Source organism: Exilibacterium tricleocarpae (assembly GCF_007004655.1).
Lineage (GTDB): Bacteria > Pseudomonadota > Gammaproteobacteria > Pseudomonadales > Cellvibrionaceae > Exilibacterium > Exilibacterium tricleocarpae.
In genome coordinates, this window is record NZ_ML660087.1 from 622485 (window position 1) to 638818 (window position 16334).

At 58.5% G+C, this 16334-nt stretch carries 14 protein-coding genes; 7 read left to right on the forward strand and 7 right to left on the reverse strand.

The features are described 5' to 3' along the window. Positions 1-280: 280 nt before the first annotated feature. The gene (locus tag FKG94_RS02365; protein WP_218943404.1) at positions 281-1990 is read right to left on the reverse strand and encodes a SulP family inorganic anion transporter; all 1710 of its coding nucleotides are present in this window, start codon (positions 1988-1990) and stop codon (positions 281-283) included. 512 nt (positions 1991-2502) lie between these two features. Between FKG94_RS02365 and FKG94_RS02370 the strand changes: the two genes are divergently transcribed. The 3 genes from FKG94_RS02370 (at position 2503) to FKG94_RS02380 (ending at position 5807) form a co-directional block, all read left to right on the forward strand. After that, complete coding sequence (locus FKG94_RS02370; RefSeq protein ID WP_142902558.1) at positions 2503-3804, forward strand: hypothetical protein; 1302 nt, start codon at positions 2503-2505, stop codon at positions 3802-3804. Positions 3805-4019: 215 nt separating this feature from the next. After that, on the forward strand, positions 4020-4514 hold the full coding sequence (gene iscR, locus FKG94_RS02375; protein WP_142902559.1) for a Fe-S cluster assembly transcriptional regulator IscR: 495 nt from the start codon (positions 4020-4022) through the stop codon (positions 4512-4514). Positions 4515-4580: 66 nt separating this feature from the next. Then, positions 4581-5807, forward strand: coding sequence for an IscS subfamily cysteine desulfurase (locus FKG94_RS02380; RefSeq protein ID WP_142902560.1), 1227 nt, complete (start codon positions 4581-4583; stop codon positions 5805-5807). Between the two features lie 822 nt (positions 5808-6629). On the opposite strand, the gene FKG94_RS02385 is transcribed toward FKG94_RS02380, so the two are convergent. The 5 genes from FKG94_RS02385 to FKG94_RS02405 form a co-directional block, all read right to left on the reverse strand. Beyond that, the gene (locus FKG94_RS02385; RefSeq protein WP_142902561.1) at positions 6630-7925 is read right to left on the reverse strand and encodes a hypothetical protein; all 1296 of its coding nucleotides are present in this window, start codon (positions 7923-7925) and stop codon (positions 6630-6632) included. After that, positions 7915-8589: a PspA/IM30 family protein gene (locus tag FKG94_RS02390; protein ID WP_142902562.1), complete on the reverse strand. Its 675-nt coding sequence runs from the start codon at positions 8587-8589 to the stop codon at positions 7915-7917. Before FKG94_RS02390 ends, FKG94_RS02385 begins: the two co-directional genes overlap by 11 nt. Before the next feature lie 191 nt (positions 8590-8780). After that, positions 8781-9308 (reverse strand): CBS domain-containing protein, encoded by a 528-nt coding sequence (locus tag FKG94_RS02395; RefSeq protein ID WP_142902563.1) that lies wholly within the window; start codon positions 9306-9308, stop codon positions 8781-8783. A 94-nt stretch (positions 9309-9402) separates the two neighbouring features. Further along, positions 9403-10107: a TSCPD domain-containing protein gene (locus FKG94_RS02400; protein ID WP_142902564.1), complete on the reverse strand. Its 705-nt coding sequence runs from the start codon at positions 10105-10107 to the stop codon at positions 9403-9405. An 11-nt stretch (positions 10108-10118) separates the two neighbouring features. Beyond that, complete coding sequence (locus FKG94_RS02405) at positions 10119-12272, reverse strand: adenosylcobalamin-dependent ribonucleoside-diphosphate reductase (protein WP_142902565.1); 2154 nt, start codon at positions 12270-12272, stop codon at positions 10119-10121. A gap of 220 nt (positions 12273-12492) precedes the next feature. Between FKG94_RS02405 and FKG94_RS02410 the strand changes: the two genes are divergently transcribed. From FKG94_RS02410 to FKG94_RS02420, 3 genes are all read left to right on the forward strand, one after another. Next, positions 12493-13053 (forward strand): molybdopterin-guanine dinucleotide biosynthesis protein B, encoded by a 561-nt coding sequence (locus FKG94_RS02410; protein ID WP_179957451.1) that lies wholly within the window; start codon positions 12493-12495, stop codon positions 13051-13053. 358 nt (positions 13054-13411) lie between these two features. Continuing rightward, the gene (locus tag FKG94_RS02415; RefSeq protein WP_142902567.1) at positions 13412-13807 is read left to right on the forward strand and encodes a hypothetical protein; all 396 of its coding nucleotides are present in this window, start codon (positions 13412-13414) and stop codon (positions 13805-13807) included. A 48-nt stretch (positions 13808-13855) separates the two neighbouring features. Next, positions 13856-14911 (forward strand): FHA domain-containing protein, encoded by a 1056-nt coding sequence (locus tag FKG94_RS02420; RefSeq protein ID WP_179957452.1) that lies wholly within the window; start codon positions 13856-13858, stop codon positions 14909-14911. 9 nt (positions 14912-14920) lie between these two features. On the opposite strand, the gene FKG94_RS02425 is transcribed toward FKG94_RS02420, so the two are convergent. Next, complete coding sequence (locus FKG94_RS02425) at positions 14921-15304, reverse strand: SirB2 family protein (RefSeq protein WP_142902569.1); 384 nt, start codon at positions 15302-15304, stop codon at positions 14921-14923. Between the two features lie 556 nt (positions 15305-15860). Here FKG94_RS02425 and ndk point away from each other — a divergent pair. Beyond that, on the forward strand, positions 15861-16286 hold the full coding sequence (gene ndk, locus FKG94_RS02430; RefSeq protein WP_142902570.1) for a nucleoside-diphosphate kinase: 426 nt from the start codon (positions 15861-15863) through the stop codon (positions 16284-16286). Positions 16287-16334: the final 48 nt, after the last annotated feature.

The following is a 16334-nucleotide window of genomic DNA, read 5'->3' on the forward strand; positions in this document are numbered from 1 at the left end:
TTTTATTTAGAACGGCAAAAACACGCGTCTCGGGTGCCGCGGCAAAACTGGCTCCCAAGCGTTTACCGCTTGACTGTATGAAATCGACTGGCAAGCAGTTTAGGGAAAATGACAACGATGTCTCAAGGTATCAGTTCACAAATTGCGTTGATACTTAGGTGTGTTTTGTCGCTTGATTTGCGCGACCAGTGTGAATGGAGGTGTTGACGTGAATTGGCGCCGTTGTTGGGGACGATGAAGGTCGGAGTGAGCCGCGGCTGGTGTCGTTGTCTCCCGGACTTTACTTCTGTTGCGGACACTGGAGGAACACCCTGTGCCGGCAGTTCTCACAGATAGCCTGCTCCAACCGCGGCACCAGCGCGTGGAGCGCCTCGTCGGCGTTGACAAAAAAGTTTTCGCGCCCGAGCTTGTCCATATAGTTGATGGATTCCAGTTCGTCTATCACCGTATTTTTCATCGCGCAGTAGCTCAGCGCCCCGCCTTTATCTTTAAAGCGCCGGGCCTCGTTAATCAGCATTTCGGCGCCGGCGATATCGATAAAGTGAATGCCGGGGCACAGCAACAGGATATGCTTGGCCTCGGGATATTTATCGGCGACCCGCTGCAGTTCCCGTTGAATATGATCCACCGCACCGAAAAAAATCGAGCCGTCGATACGCACGACCTTCAGTTGCGGGCACTGATCGAGACCGAAACGCTCAATGCTGCGAAAGCCGCGACTGGTGGCAAAGATTTTCGGGGCCACCTCCATCAGCCGCGGCTTGGAAGAGCGGTGCAGATAAAGCAACAACGACAACAGGACACCGAGGTAAATCGCATACTCGAGTTCCACCAGCAGTGTCGAGGCGAAGGTGACCAGCAACACGGAGGTCTCTTGCCGGTTGCTGCGCAAAATTTCGCGAATATGATGAAAGTCAATCAGATTCCAGGCGATCAGGACGATGGCACCGGCCATGGCCGGCAGCGGCAGATAAGCGGTTATCTGTGGCAACAGCAGCAACACCAGCACCAGAATGAGCGCGGCGAACACGCCCGCCAGCGGTGTGCGGGCGCCGGCATCGTAGTTGGCGCCGGAGCGGGTAAAAGAGCCGGAACCGGCATAGCAGGAGAAGAAGCTGCCGCAAAGATTTGACAGGCCCTGGCCGACAAACTCCCGGTTGCCGTCGATGCGCTGGCCGGAGCGGATGGCGATGGCCCGGGCGACAGAGACCGCTTCCACCAGTCCCAGAACCGCCACCGCCACCGCGCCCGGCAGCAGGGCACTGATGGTGTCGATGGAGAGGTCCGGCATCGAGGGGCCGGGCAAACTGCCGGGCAGTGGCCCCACCAGTTGAATACCCCGGGTGGCCCCGTCGATCAGCCAGCAGGCCAGGCTGCCCGCCACCATACCCACCAGCATATAGGGCAGGCGCCTATCGATACGTTTTACCGCCAGGGTGGTCGCCATGGTGATCAGGGCAATGGCCGCCGCGTAGGGATTGATATTGCCCAGTTGGTGCCAGAGCGCCGCCCAGGTATCGATAAACGAGGCGCCCTTGGGCGCCGGCACGCCGAAAAAATACTTGAGCTGGCTGGTGCAGATCAACAGCGCCGCTCCCGCGGCGAAACCGATAATGACGGTGTGGGAGATAAAATTGACCAGGGTCCCCATCCGCGCCAGCCCAAGACCGAACTGGATCAGGCCGCACAACAGCGTCAGCGTCAGCACGGTGGGAATAAACTCGGTGCTGCCCGGTGGCGCAATGGTGCTGGTGACACTGAGCACGACAATGGAAATGGGCGCAGTGGGGCCGGATATCAGGTGTACCGAGGAACCGAACAGACCGGCGATCACCGGGGTGATAATCGCCGTGTAGAGCCCGTACTCCGGCGGCAGGCCGGCAATCAGGGCGTAGGCGACGCCCTGCGGCAGCACGATAACGGCGCCGGTGAGGCCGGCGAGCAGATCGGCGGTGAGCGATTGCCCGGTTACCTGGCGACCCCAGGTCAAGAAGGGAAATAACCTGGCAATGAGGCCGGTTGGGGGTGGGGCGGCTTTTGCTTTCAACGTTGCCTTCTTAAAAAGTTAGGGCGCCAACGGTCAGGGTTGAAACAGTGCTGTATTGTCACCGCATTATTGCCGCACCAATAATTGTCGCGTCGATATAGCCGGACAAGCGGCGATTCACGGTGCCGGCGATCGGAAAGTCGCGTTGGAAGTCTACTCGTTTTTGTCTTATAAAAAAAGCTAACGCCTTGTTCTAAAAAGGAAAAAGCAGTGATAGCCGCGATTATGGATACCTGCTGAAGCCCCGCGATAACGCCAGGACGTGAATTGACGCAGGAAAAATGACGGCAAATTTTGTACATTTTAACCAATGAGAAAGGGCGCTCGCGGTCCGGTCGTCCAGCGGCGAGTGGATAGTCGTATCTGTCTGTAACGCTTGAGGCTAGTGTTGAAAGCCGTGAGCAAGGCAAGGTCATGGCGAAGTCCCACGATCCAGAGTAATGAGGAATCGGTAAATGGCAACACTGGCAAAAGTGACCGCTGCGGCTTTGGCTCTCGCCATGTTTGGTTGCGGCGGCGGCGGTGGTGGCGGCACTGAGACGGGTGACGGCACCAGTGTGCCGCCGCAGCCGCAACTGGCGAATATCAGCGCGTTTGTCGACAGTTCGTCCTATGCGGGTGTGCTGGTGGGTTGTGTGGCGGCGGAAGAGCAGTCCGAGTCCTGTTCGCTGGACACCTTGCCGCTGATCGGACTCGAGCACAGCGACCCCGATATCGACGCCATTATGGCGCGGGTGGCCGTCTCCCACACCTGGATGGGGGAGCGCTTTGCGGCGGTGTTGGCGGAGTTGCCGGCCGATATTTTGACATTGCTGAAAGGCGTTACCGCCATTGTTATCGACGACGATATTCGGCCCTCGTTCTACACCACCCTGACCGGCGCCATCTACCTGGACCCCGCCAATCTGTGGCTTACCAATGCGGAGAAGGCGACGATCAACCGCGAAGAGGATTTCCGCAGTAATTTCGGCAATGAACTCGCTTTCCGGTCGCTTTGGCGCTACACGCTAAACAGCGTCCGCGCCTACCAGTTCTACCCCCTGGACGGCGACGAACAGCGTGAACTGGGTGATATCGTCTACCGCCTGGCGGCGCTGCTGTTTCACGAATTGGCCCATGCCAACGATTTTTTTCCACCGGATATCATCGGCGGACTGGATACCACGCAGTCGGTATTGGCCGCCGCCGCCAGCATTCAGGGCCAGCGGGTGGCGGTGCAGTTGCAGGATGACATACCGCTGAGTTCGGACACCCTGCGCGGTCTGGCCGGCGTAATGTTTCGCGGCGACACGCCCAGCGCGGAACAGCGGGCGCTGAGCGCGGCGCAGGTGGGTGAGCTGTTTGCCGCCGATGGGGCCAACGACGACTATGCCTACTCGTCGATTTATGAAGACGTTGCCATGTTATTCGAAGAGACCATGATGAAATACCACTTCAATATCGACCGCGATACGGGCTATACCAGTGCGCCCGCCGAGGCCGGCGGTTGCGAGGAGTTTGTGGTGGGGTGGGGCAATCGCAATCGCTTGGGCGACACCGAGGTCAAGTCCCGCGCCCGCTACGTTACCGAAGCCTTGCTGCCGCAGGCCGATTTGAGCACTTTCTTCGACAACCTCACTCTGCCGGTCGAGATGGTGCCCGGCGTTAGCTGGTGCTTTAACCTGCTGTCACCCCCCGCCCGTCCCGGCTCGGGGACAAGCCTGCGAATCGACCGCGAGCACCGGTTCCATCCAGAAGACTTGCTGAGACATCACTAACTGCACTGCCGATCTTTGATTGCCGTCCTCGGAGCCCTGAATGGAGGGGCTCCCGACCGGAACTATCGATACTTATAGAATTTATCGCTATTAGAACATATTTCCTTATTCTTAAATAAACCTTAATACCTGAGCTAAATGCTGGGTTATATACTTGACTAAGATAGTGGGTTTTTTGATAATGTCTACCCCTGCACAGCCTATGGGCTCGACTTATGCGACTGACGACGAAAGGCCGCTACGCGGTAACCGCAATGTTGGATTTAGCGCTGCACAGCGACAAAGGACCTGTCAGCCTTGCCGGTATCTCCAAGCGACAGGAAATCTCTCTCTCTTATCTGGAACAACTTTTTGCCAAGCTGCGCCAGCACAAGCTGGTCACCAGTGTCAGGGGGCCGGGCGGCGGGTACAAGCTCAGCCGCGACGCCGGTGAGTTGTACGTGGCGGAAATTGTTGATGCCGTCAACGAGTCCATCGACGCCACCAGTTGTGGTGGAAAGAGCACCTGCCAACACGGCGAGGTGTGCCTGACCCACTACCTCTGGGAAGACCTCAGCAATCAAATTCATGAGTTTCTCAGCGGCATCAGCCTGGCCAGCCTGGTTGCCCGTCGCGATGTGCGGGCGGTGTCAGATCGCCAGGACAAGCGCGAGCAGGAGGAGCAAATGAAAGATCGACTGGATGTGATCGAAGCGTCCAGTCTGGGGTAAGATAATGCAGGTTTGCGACCGGTGCCGGAGAGCGGGCGCCGGTCAGGCATTATTGGAGAACGCCCCATGAAGTTACCGATTTACCTCGATTACGCTGCCACCACCCCGGTGGACCCCAGGGTGGCTGAGAAAGTGATGGCATGCCTGACGCTCGAGGGAAATTTTGGCAACCCCGCGTCGCGCTCGCACTTTTTTGGCTGGAAAGCGGAGGAGGCGGTGGAGAATGCCCGCCGCCAGGTTGCCGACCTTATCAACGCCGATCCCCGCGAGATTGTCTGGACCAGTGGCGCCACCGAGGCGGACAACCTGGCGATCAAGGGGGTTGCCCATTTCCATCGCCAGCGCGGTCGGCATATCGTCACCTCGATGATCGAGCACAAAGCGGTGCTCGACACCTGCGGTCAACTCGAGGCCGAGGGGTTCGAGGTCACTTACCTGACCCCTGACAGCAACGGTATCATCCACCCGCAACAGGTTGCCGACGCCATTCGCAACGACACCACGCTGGTGTCGCTGATGCACGCCAACAATGAAATCGGTGTGATAACCGATATTGCCGCCATAGGTATGATTTGCCGGGAAAAGTCGGTGCCCTTTCACGTCGACGCCGCCCAGAGTGCCGGTAAGATTCCTATTGACCTGGCGGCGATGCAGGTGGATTTAATGTCTTTCTCCGCCCACAAGATATATGGCCCCAAGGGGGTGGGGGCGCTTTACGTGAGGCGCAACCCTCGGGTACGACTGGAGGCGCAGATTCACGGTGGCGGCCATGAGCGGGGCATGCGCTCCGGCACCCTTGCCACGCACCAGATCGTCGGCATGGGAGAGGCGTTTCGCATTGCCAGGGAAGAAATGACAGAGGAGAGCGCACGCATTCTGGGTTTGCGCAATCGACTGCTTGAGGGCATCAAGGATTTGGAGCACGTGCAGGTGAACGGCTCTCTCGAACGGCGCCTGGCCGGTATTCTCAATCTTAGTTTTGCCTATGTTGACGGCGAATCTCTGTTGATGGCGCTGAAAGATTTGGCGGTGTCATCGGGTTCCGCCTGCACCTCCGCCAGTTTGGAACCTTCCTACGTGTTGCGAGCGCTCGGTCTTGACGACGCGCTGGCACACAGCTCCCTGCGTTTCAGCTTTGGCCGTTTTACTACCGAGGCAGAGGTGGACGTCGCGATCGATAAGATACACCAGGCGGTAACTAAGTTGCGGGAGTTGTCGCCGCTTTGGCATAGTTATAAAAGCGGCGTTGGTGGCAGCGCCGGACATAGTGACATTGAGCACAGGTCTCACTGAATAATTTAGCTAAGAAATATCATAGATGTTGAGAACCGTCCTTGTATTACCGTGCCACTACACCGGCCCGATAGCGCTCTGAGCCCGGCCGTAAGCTTGTCAAGGTTGTCGGCGGCTGCGGAACTCAACCATTTTTTGCTGCGCAAAAATTGATTCAAATACGCTAAGGCGTATTTTCACCCTTCGGGCAGCCTAAAGGCTGTCGAAATTGCATGCAATTTTTCGGGATTCGGACAGTCCTGGCCTAAAAACGCCGACAACCTTGACAAGCTTAAACACGGCCTGATTGGGCTCAGAGCGCTACCGGGTCGCTATCGGGCCTACCCCCTGACTTCGACAGAAAAAATCGTTGCCCCGTCGCTGTATGGCGAACTTACTCTACGAAAGACTAAACTGTTGCTGTAATGATATCTTTTTCTTACTGCCTGTCATGGATCTCTCGATACATGAACAATGCGCAATAGGTAAGGCCCGGCGGGGGTGCGCGGTCCCGATCACTCAGGGCGCGTTTAAGCTTGCCTGTTGCCCCGGCGTTTTTAGGCGAGGACTGTCTGAGTCCCAATTTTTTGCAAAGCAAAAAATGGTCGAGTTCCGCAGCCGCCGGGGCGACAGGCAAGCTTGCGACCGATCGGGACCGCGCACCCCCGACGGGCCGTGGTGTGGCACGCAAAAAGTTTAGAACGCCAAACTCTGCAGGGTATCCGCTCCCGACACTTTTTCACTTTCAGGGCTCATCCATACATCACAACTAAAATATCTGATCAGATGTGAATGATTACACCTGAAGCGAACCACCGAGCGGCGTAGTATCGGCGACCCGCCTCAGCGCCACCCCGACACCTCCACCCAGGAGTCGCGGGTCACGGTCAGAAACCGGCGGCCGTAACGCTCGACCACTGACGCGCCCAGGACGCAGGCCAGGCCCACACCCGCCAGCATAATCCAGGTACTGGTGTGGATATTGGTCAGCGCCAGCAGTACCAGGCTAGTGAGGCTGACACAGATTCCCGCGCCACCGGACAGCGTCGGTTCGCGATAACGCAACAGGATACCCCAGGCGAGCAGTGCCGTGGCGATCAGCAGCGCACTGAGCGATGCCAATACCGTGGTTTCCCAGCAGAGTAACAGATAGATACCGAAGGCGAGCAAAGCGGTGCCCGCGGTGCGGTAAGTGCGACCCCGCGCTGGCGTATAGCGGCTGGCAGTAAACAACAGGCCCGCCAGGGGTATCAGCATAGCCACGGACTGATAAGCGTTTTGGTGCCAGTTGAGTACATTGAGCGCGTAGACCGTCCAACTGACAGCTCCGAGCACAACGCCGCCGAACAGCAGCAGTTCGCGCGTCCGACTGTGTGTCGTCCAGTGCCGGCAACTGCCGATCGCCATCAGGCTGGCGATACCGCCAAGGGCACAGTAGCCGGCCAGCGTATCGGCGTGAAACCCGGCCCGCGCCAGGGCGATAAACAGCGGCGCCAGGAACATGGCGCGGATAGCCCGGCCCTCCAGGGTGCGGTAGGCCGCTTTATGGGAGAAGAAGCGCTGTTCCATTGCCAGGGCCGCTACTACCAGAGCGCCCAAAACGCCTATGCCTGCGACCGAGGTACGTACCGGCAGCAGCAGCGTCGCGTTGATCGCCAGAAACAGCAGGCAGAGCGTTTTTGCCTCCCGCCGCGCCAGCACCGAGAAACCGGCAAAGGCGACCGGGGCCGACAGGCCCAGGGTTGCGGCCGCAACCGTGGCGATTAAAAAGGCTGGGATATCCTCCGCGCTCCCCGGTGTGGAGACGGCAACCCACTCAAACAGCATGCCGCCCAGTTGGGAAAACTGCACCGGTATCAAGGCCGCGGCCAGGGCGAAAAGCAGGCGCGCGCTCTTGGCGTCATCCATGGCCAGACGGCTGATGACGCCGCCGCCGCACAGCAGCCCCATCAGGATCAGGTAGACCCAGTTGCGCAGTTGTAAATCGATGTGCTCCACACCCTGCAATAAGTAGATCAGTGCGGAGAGCGCGACGGCGCCGGCGCCGAGCCAGCGCAACAGGGAAGCGAGGCGGCTGCCGGCAGGCCTCGCGGGTGGGGTGTCGGTGTCGGCCTTTATGGACACGTATTCAGTTTGCATCGCGAGTTTCTCCCTTCTGCCCGTCGGTCGCGGCAGCCTTTTTGATGTCGTCCAAGGTTGCGCGCAGATCATCCAGCTCCTCGGCGGCGAGAAATTCCCGCTCGAAACTGTCGGTGGACTCGTCGCACACCCCCTCGCGGTATTCGTCCTCCAGCACGGCGGTCTCCCAGCGGTCGAAGACCTGCTCCATATCCGTCAGCGTTTCCTCGCCGCGGGTGCCGGCGAGGGCGGATGCCCGCGCGCTGCGTGAGGAGAGCGCCGTCTTCTTGAGTCGCAATTGTTCCAGGCGCTGTTCTACGTCCGTGAGGTTGCTTTGCAGCCGCTCGTCCATGCTGTGGTATTCATCGATCTGATGTTCCACTTGGCGCAGGCGGGATTTGGTTAACTTGAAATGCCTCACGCACTGCAGACTGCGCTGTTCCTCGGTGTCGCCCAATTGCAGGGCCCGTTTGCGCCAGCGCTCCTGTTCGGTTTGCAGCTTTTTTTGCTCGGCGCCGAGGCGCTGCAGTTGATGTTGAATGCGGCCCCTTTGGACCCGGAGTTTGGCGGCGGCGGCCCGTACATCGGCGATGACGGAGTCCGCTACTGCTTCGTGGTTCTCCACTTTGCTGATAAAGCTCTCAAAACTGGCCCCAAAGGACGCAATAAGTCGTTTAACTCTCATACTTTTTACCCCGTTAGCAGATTGTCGTAGCTGGCGCCGGTGCGGCGATGGCTGCTAAAACTAGAGGGTGGGCGGGGTCGGGGCAAGCAGTGGCGGGGACTAGTGAAAAAGTAGCACTATATGCCACTGGCGGGTGTCGGGCGTGAAACCCGGGCGGCCGCCCGGGTCGCGATCAGGTGCCTATTGCGAGGTTATACGCTGGCCAGGCGCGCCATCGGCTTCAATAAATCCATGCTGGTAATCACACCGATGACTTTTTCCTGCCGGGTGACGAACAGCCGATGTACGTCGTTTTTCAACATGGTCGCGCATGCATTGAACAATGGCGTGGTGGCGTCGATATGAATCACATCCCTCGTCATAATACTGTCGACCGTACAAATCGTGCTGGCCCCGGCGCTGAGCTTGCGCAGCTCCTGCGCATCGAGGGTGTCGCGGGCGATACTGTCGTAGTGGTCCCGGGTCACGGCGATCGTGTCGTCATCGGCGGAGGCACTTTCGAATTTCATGATGTCGGTGATGGTAACCACCCCTGTCAACTGGTCGCCTCCGGTCACGACCGGCGCGCCGGCGATTTGATTGTCGACGAAGAAATCGGCCAGGCGCTTGATGGACCAGTCCTCATAGACGGGCATAACCTGGGTGGACATGACGTCCTGTGCGGTAATACCGGCGAGATCAACCGTTTTGGCATCACCCCCTACCTCTAACGCTTGCATTGTTCAGTCTCCTGCAATGAATACCTGTAAGCTACAGTGTCGCAGAACTTGGTGATAAAGTCTTGAGGGAGATCAATAGTAACCGGGACCGACCCTAACCACACTTGGAGTCGCCGCAGCTCAGGCAGGTCATACAGCCGTCGAGCAGCACGACGGCTTTGGTATGGCACTTTTTACACAGTGTTGCGCCATGGGGGTAGGTCTCGGTGTCGTCGTCGACACCGTTGGCGGCGCTGTATTCCGCCCGTTTCTGGTCCAGAATGGCCTGCTGGTGGGCGCTCATTTCTTCAGGCTGCAAGAGTCCGATCATGCGCAGGTGACTTTCGATGGCATGGCCGATTTCAGCGACCAGAGACGGCATAAACTTGCCCCCGGTCTTGAAGTAACCGCCCTGGGGGTCGAAGACGGCTTTGAGCTCATCCACCAGAAACGTGCAATCGCCGCCCTTGCGGAAGACGGCGGAGATCACCCGGGTCAGGGCCACCACCCATTGAAAGTGGTCCATGTTTTTCGAATTGATAAAGATTTCAAACGGTCGCCGCAGTTCGTGGTCGGTGCCCGGGTTGAGTACAATATCGTTGATGGTGACATACAGCGCGTGATCCGACAGCGGCGTTTTTATCTTGTAAGTCGCACCGAGCAGAAGTTCCGGCCGGTCGACCTTTTCGTGCATATGAATGATTTCCGCCTCGGCTTTTTCGGCACCGGCCGCCTCGGTACCGGTATTGTCGGCGCCGACATCGGGTTTTGGTTTCAGCACTTCACAGTCGATGATTTTCTTATCGATAACTTTGGTCATGGCAAACAGTCCTAGAGCTTTCCGTAATAGCCTTCTTTTAACGCGTCGAACAGGTTAGCGGCACTGTGCACCTCGCCGTCGTACTCGATTTCTTCATTGCCTTTGACGTCGACATGGCTGCCGTCGGCGAGGGTAAACCGATAGGTGGTGTTTTGCAGGTCTTCCTCTTTGACCAACACACCCTGGAACGCTTCGGGGTTGTAGCGGAACGTAGTGCAGCCTTTCAGTCCCTTTTCATAGGCGTACAGGTAAATTCCTTTGAAGTCATCGTAGGGGTAATCGGTGGGTATGTTGATGGTTTTGGAAATGGAGGAGTCGATCCATTTCTGCGCCGCCGCCTGCACGTCGATGTGGCTGGTGGGTTCGATATCGTCGGTGCTGGCAAAATAGTCCGGCAACTGCCGGTCCGGCTCGGTGGCGTGCACATCGGCGTGCGGGTTGATCAGGTGCCGGTAGGCGAGCAGTTCATAGGAGTAAACGTCGACTTTTTCTTTGGTCTTCTTCCCTTCGCGGATAATATTGCGGGCGTAGTGATGGGCGAAACTCGGTTCGATGCCGTTGCTGGCATTGTTTGCCAGTGACAGCGAGATGGTGCCGGTGGGGGCGATTGACGTGTGGTGGGTAAAGCGGGCGCCGGTCGTCGCCAGTTTCTCCACCAGTTGCGGGTCGATGGTGGCCAATTGTTGCATGTAGCGACTGTAACGGCTGTGCAGAATCTTGCCTTTGACGCTGTCGCCGACTTGATAGCCGTCCGTTGCCATTTCCGGTCGCTGGGCGAGCATGGCGGCGCTGACGGTAAATGTCTGTTCCATAATCGGCGCCGGTCCCTTCTCCTGCGCCAGTTCCAGCGCCGCCTGCCAGCCGCTCAGGGCCAGCTCCCGGGTGACCCGTTCGGTAAACTGCAGCGACGGCGGTGAGCCGTACTTTATGCCGAGCAGTGTCATGGCCGAGCCCAGTCCGAGGAAACCCATACCGTGGCGGCGCTTGTGCTCGATTTCGTGGCGCTGCTCCGCCAGTGGCAGGCCATTGATTTCCACGACATTGTCCAACATGCGGGCGAAGATTTTGACCAGCTTGCGAAAGCGTTCCCAGTCGAACGCGGCCTGGGCAGTGAAGGGGTTGTCGACAAAGCGGGTCAGATTGACCGAGCCCAACAGGCAACTGCCGTTTGGGGGCAGGGGTTGCTCGCCGCAGGGATTGGTGGCGCGGATGTTTTCGCAAAACCAGTTGTTGTTATAGTCATTGACCTTGTCGATCAGGATGAAACCCGGCTCGGCAAAATCGTAGGTGGAGGTCATGATAACGTCCCACAGTCGCCGCGCCGGCAGGGTCTGGTAGATTTTGCACGCCACCAGTCCGCGCTGGTCGGTGATATAGCCCTCGCTGGTCGGGTACTCGCGCCAGATGACCTGGCGCGAATCATCGAGATCGATAGCATCTTTTTGCCGTTCCTGTTCGGTCAAGGGGAACGACAGTGTCCAGTCGCTGTCGTCACTTACGGCTTGGATAAAGTCGTCGGTGATCAGCAGTGACAGGTTGAACTGGCGCAGGCGCCCGTCCTCGCGCTTGGCGCGAATAAACTCGATAACATCCGGGTGGCTGATGTCGAATGTCGCCATCTGCGCGCCGCGCCTTCCGCCCGCTGAAGAAACGGTAAAACACATCTTGTCGTAGATATCCATAAAAGACAGCGGGCCGGAGGTGTGGGCGCCGGCACCGGTCACATAGGCGCCGCGGGGCCGCAGTGTGGAAAATTCATAACCGATGCCGCAACCGGCTTTCAGGGTCAGGCCCGCCTGTAGATTCTTGGTGAGAATGTCGTGCATCGAGTCGGCAATGGTGTCAGAGACCGTGCAGTTGATGGTGGAGGTGGCGGGCTTGTACTGCTGGGCGCCGGCATTGGATACAATGCGCCCGGCCGGGATGGCGCCGTTGCGCAGCGCCCAGAGAAATTTTTTATACCAAGTATCGCGCAAGTCCTGCCGTTCCAGATCGGCCAGTGCCCGGGCGACGCGCTGGTAGGTCTCATCGATAGTGCCGTCCACCGCTTTGCCGGTGTGATCTTTGAGCCGGTATTTTTTATCCCAGATATCCAGCGACGCGGCTTGCAAAGGCGCGGGGCCGGCTCCCTCTGAATTTTGAAACGGCAGAGAGTTGGCGGTCATTGATTTACCTGATGTTGTGGGTTGAGGAATGTGGCCCATAATGGACTCGACGACCACAGGCTGTGTTGACTTAGATCAAGGTGCCCAACATGTTGTAGGTTACTATCCCCGTTACAAGCACGGGTGCGGTGCTAATGTTTTCGACAAGCAACCTTTTGGAAGAGCAGTATTTTGGCAGAGCAGGGCTTGGAGAAGCAGTAACCCGGAGGTGGACAAATCGATGAAGGCGTTTGGATTAGTGGGTTGGTCCGGCAGTGGATGCACGGACCTGTTGATCAGGCTGATCAGGTATTACCGCCTCCGAAACCTGCTGGTTTCCACCGTCAAGCTCGCCTCGGTTCGCGACGACGAAGGCGTTATTTCCATGGAGAGCCGGCGTCTGCGTGGCGCCGGCTGTGAGCAAGCGGTATTTTTGCGGCCCGGTGAGTGGCACAGTGCGGATGAGGATTTTTCCCACACCGATGCACTGGCGGCATTGCTGCGTAAAATGACGCCGGTGGATTTGGTCTTGATTGAGGGGCTGAAAGAAATCACCCAGCCAAAGTTGTTGTTGGTGCACCCGAAGCTGCACCACCAGTTGGAGAATACCCAGTTGCTTGCCACCGCCTGCCCCAATGTGGTGGGGCTGGTGGCCGAGGAGCCGACTGCCGGTCTCAATGCACTCGATTTGCCGGTGTTGAAAGCGGCTGACACCGGTAAAATTGCCGCTTTTATCTGCCGCACCTGCCTGGTCCCCGTCAAGGCTGAAGTTTTCGCACTGCCGGGACAACACGCTCGTTAGCTTTTGACTCCACTGCGATCACTGCGCGGTTGGCAGTGGTTGCATCTGCCTGTACTCTCTATCGTTGAACCCGGTCATGGTGAGCCTGTCTATAGCTGAGACAATCTGTGTTTGAACCTGGTTATGGCTCTGGTTATGGCTGAACCTGGTTATGGCTGAACCTGATTGTGGTTGAGCCTGAGGCTATTTGAACCCGGCTGGGTTTGAACCTGTCCATGGTTGAACCCGATTGCGGTTAAACCCGGCTGGGCTTAAATCGGACTCTGGTTACACCTGACAATGCGTAACCCTCGACTTACCGGCTGGGCCTGACTGACCAGGGCCGATGCCGGGATGCCGTTTTTCCCGAGTGAAGTCTATGCGATTATATGCAACTGCAATTATCCAACCGCCGCTACAGTTACCCGTCTGTCTTTCCTTGTGGCCGCGCCGGGTGGTTTGGCTCCTGCTGGCGGCGGCTTTTTCCGGCGCCGCCTGGGTAGAGGCCGGTGTTGCCGAGGGGCAGGTGGCGAGTATTCATATCGCCAACCACGCCGGTTACGTGTTGTTTGACCTCGACGCCGAGATTAAAAACTCGCCGCGCTGCAATACCCGCCGCAAGTTCGCCATCGATCTGGGCAAGCCCGGGGGGCGGGCGGCGTATTCGGCGCTGCTCGAGGCCAAGCGCGGCAGTTTCAAGGTGTCCGTGGTGGGGCTCAACACATGCGGAGTACACCTTGAGTCCGAGGGTGTCAAGACACTGGAGGTACAATAAGGAGTTATGGTGTAATGGCCGCGTGCAGACAGCGACGGGGTTATGGGTTTGACAGCGAACGACTTGACTAGGGTGAATCCGGCATCGACGTCTCTGGCGTTAAGGTCTCTGGCGACGGGTGAGACCTTTGCGCTGGAGGGCGAGATGCTGGTGGGGCGCGAGGTGGAGTGCGCCATCATTTTAAGCTCCCGCCAGATATCCCGCTATCACGCCAAAATACTGGTGGCGGCGAACAAAGTCTTTATCGAGGACCTGCACTCCTCCAACGGCACTTTCGTCAACGGTAAGCAAATAGCATCGCGCACCCTTTTGACGCTCGGCGACGAGGTCGCCTTCGACGAATTGGCCTATCGGGTAACCTCCCGCCAGTCCGGTGCGGCGGCGGCCACTGTGGTGGCAACTCCCAAGATGAAACAGGCCGCCGCCGATCGCGGCAGGGCTGCCGACGGCGAGCGGCCCGCGCAATCCCCCGCCGCGGGCTCGGTGGCGCCACCTGTTACACCGGCAGCGGGTGTGGTGCCGATGGCCGCGGAGCCGGTTTCGGTAGCGGTGACGCCCGACCCCGGCGCTGCTGCGGCCAATGCCCGGGCCAACAGTACGAAGATGCTGACGCCGGACCGGCGCGAGCAAATTGAGTCGGTCAATCGCCAGTTCCAGAGGGATGTGAGCGTAGGCTCGGGCCCCCGGCTGGTGGTGATGACGGCGCCGATGCGCGGGCAGGTCTTTACACTGGACAACAATGTCAAGGGCAAGGAATGGCTGATTGGACGGGATAAAGATGCGGATATCCACATTCAGGAGAAGTCCGTCTCCCGCGATCACGCGCGCCTGATCCGGCTCGATTCGAGCTATCGGATCCTGGCCACCCGGGCGGCCAACGGAGTCGTGGTCAATGGCGAGACCAAAAGTGCGAGCGGACTGCGTCACAACGATCGCATTCAGATCGGGCGCATTACCCTGGTTTTCAAGACCGATGAGCCGCAGTTGGAGCAGAATCCGGAGGAGACGCAGATCGCGGCGCGCAGCCGCGGACTCAGAATCGGTATTATTGCCGCCTTTGTCGGCTTGCTGCTGGTGATCCTGGCGCTGATCATCGCGGACTGAGCCGCGCCGTCAAAGGAGTGCCAGATAGCCCCACGGCGACTTGATCGTCGCCACCACCATGATATAGCCAAACACCATCAGTGCCGCTACCCAGGCGACGCCCCTGACGGTTTTGGTCTTGCCGCGCTTCAGCGCCACAGTGCCGAGGCCGATGTACAGCACCAGCGCCAGGATTTTGGCCAGCAGCCAGGGTTGCTGGGTCGGCGACAGATGCATCTGCACGGCCAGCACCAGCGCCGAGCCCAGCAACAGGGTATCAATGATGTGCGGTGCGATTTTGACCCAGCGCCGCTGTAACAGGGGAGAATCCGCCAGCATCCAGACGCCGCGCAGGGTAAAGCCGGCCAGAGCGAGCAGGGCGCAGCTCATGTGTATTATTTTCAGTGTTCCCATGGCAGGGTGACTGTCCTCCTCTGAAGCCGGGGTGGAATAAAACGACGGCTGCTGCGGATACTATCACCAAAATACGCCGGCGCCAGCGCTAAAACCCTAAAACGACGGCACGCCGGCTTTGCCTGCCAATCGGTGGTTTTCGGTGTCAGTCGAGGCGTGCGACAGTGCCTCGTTCGAAAAATATGCCGGCATTCTGCGACGGGCGGCGCTTTTCACCAAAAGAGGGTGCTAAGCGGTTGCTGAATACCCAGTAAGCCCTTAAAATTCACCGGTTTAGCTAACTGAACGCGGCAATGCCGGAGCGCTGGCGATACGGGCTGCCGGCAGTGCCGTGGCAGGCATAGGTCCGCGCCGGGCGTTACGGGCGCCGGCTCGGTTTTCTACTGTGAAATTGGGCGCCGCAAGCCGGTGGCTGCCTATTGGTTGAGTGACGATATCCTCGAACAGGACTTTGACCGGAGGGCCTTGGCGGGCCCACCGGGATTTTTAAGTATTATCACAACTTTTAACTTTTAGTGAATTTTAAGTAGTAACACAATAATCGGAGATTTTTTAAATGGCTGTTGAACGTACACTTTCCATTATCAAGCCGGATGCGGTCGCCAAGAATGTGATTGGCCAGATATACAGCCGCTTCGAGCAGGCCGGTTTGAAACTCGTGGCCGCGAAAATGCAGCGGTTGTCCCGCGAACAGGCCGAGGGCTTTTACGCCGAGCACAGAGAGCGCCCGTTTTTCAAGGACTTGGTGGACTTTATGACATCCGGCCCGGTGGTGGTCCAGGTGTTGGAAGGTGAGAACGCCATCGCGCTGAATCGCGATTTGATGGGCGCGACCAATCCCCGGGAGGCGGCCGCGGGCACGATTCGCGCCGACTTTGCCCAGTCCATCGACGCCAATGCCGTCCACGGTTCCGACGGCCCTGAGTCAGCGGCCCGCGAAGTGGCCTACTTCTTTGCCGAAGAAGAGATCTGCGCACGCTGATCGCGCGCCGCCGGTAACGGCAAGTGAGACAGTTGCAGAGGTGCAGTC

Bases quoted from the DNA above. Each gene is read 5' to 3' on its own strand.
- FKG94_RS02370 (WP_142902558.1), top strand. From the start codon at position 2,503: ATGGCAACACTGGCAAAAGTGACCGCTGCGGCTTTGGCTCTCGCCATG.
- iscR (WP_142902559.1), top strand. From the start codon at position 4,020: ATGCGACTGACGACGAAAGGCCGCTACGCGGTAACCGCAATGTTGGAT.
- FKG94_RS02380 (WP_142902560.1), top strand. From the start codon at position 4,581: ATGAAGTTACCGATTTACCTCGATTACGCTGCCACCACCCCGGTGGAC.
- FKG94_RS02385 (WP_142902561.1), bottom strand. From the start codon at position 7,925: ATGCAAACTGAATACGTGTCCATAAAGGCCGACACCGACACCCCACCC.
- FKG94_RS02390 (WP_142902562.1), bottom strand. From the start codon at position 8,589: ATGAGAGTTAAACGACTTATTGCGTCCTTTGGGGCCAGTTTTGAGAGC.
- FKG94_RS02395 (WP_142902563.1), bottom strand. From the start codon at position 9,308: ATGCAAGCGTTAGAGGTAGGGGGTGATGCCAAAACGGTTGATCTCGCC.
- FKG94_RS02400 (WP_142902564.1), bottom strand. From the start codon at position 10,107: ATGACCAAAGTTATCGATAAGAAAATCATCGACTGTGAAGTGCTGAAA.
- FKG94_RS02405 (WP_142902565.1), bottom strand. From the start codon at position 12,272: ATGACCGCCAACTCTCTGCCGTTTCAAAATTCAGAGGGAGCCGGCCCC.
- FKG94_RS02410 (WP_179957451.1), top strand. From the start codon at position 12,493: ATGAAGGCGTTTGGATTAGTGGGTTGGTCCGGCAGTGGATGCACGGAC.
- FKG94_RS02415 (WP_142902567.1), top strand. From the start codon at position 13,412: ATGCGATTATATGCAACTGCAATTATCCAACCGCCGCTACAGTTACCC.
- FKG94_RS02425 (WP_142902569.1), bottom strand. From the start codon at position 15,304: ATGGGAACACTGAAAATAATACACATGAGCTGCGCCCTGCTCGCTCTG.
- ndk (WP_142902570.1), top strand. From the start codon at position 15,861: ATGGCTGTTGAACGTACACTTTCCATTATCAAGCCGGATGCGGTCGCC.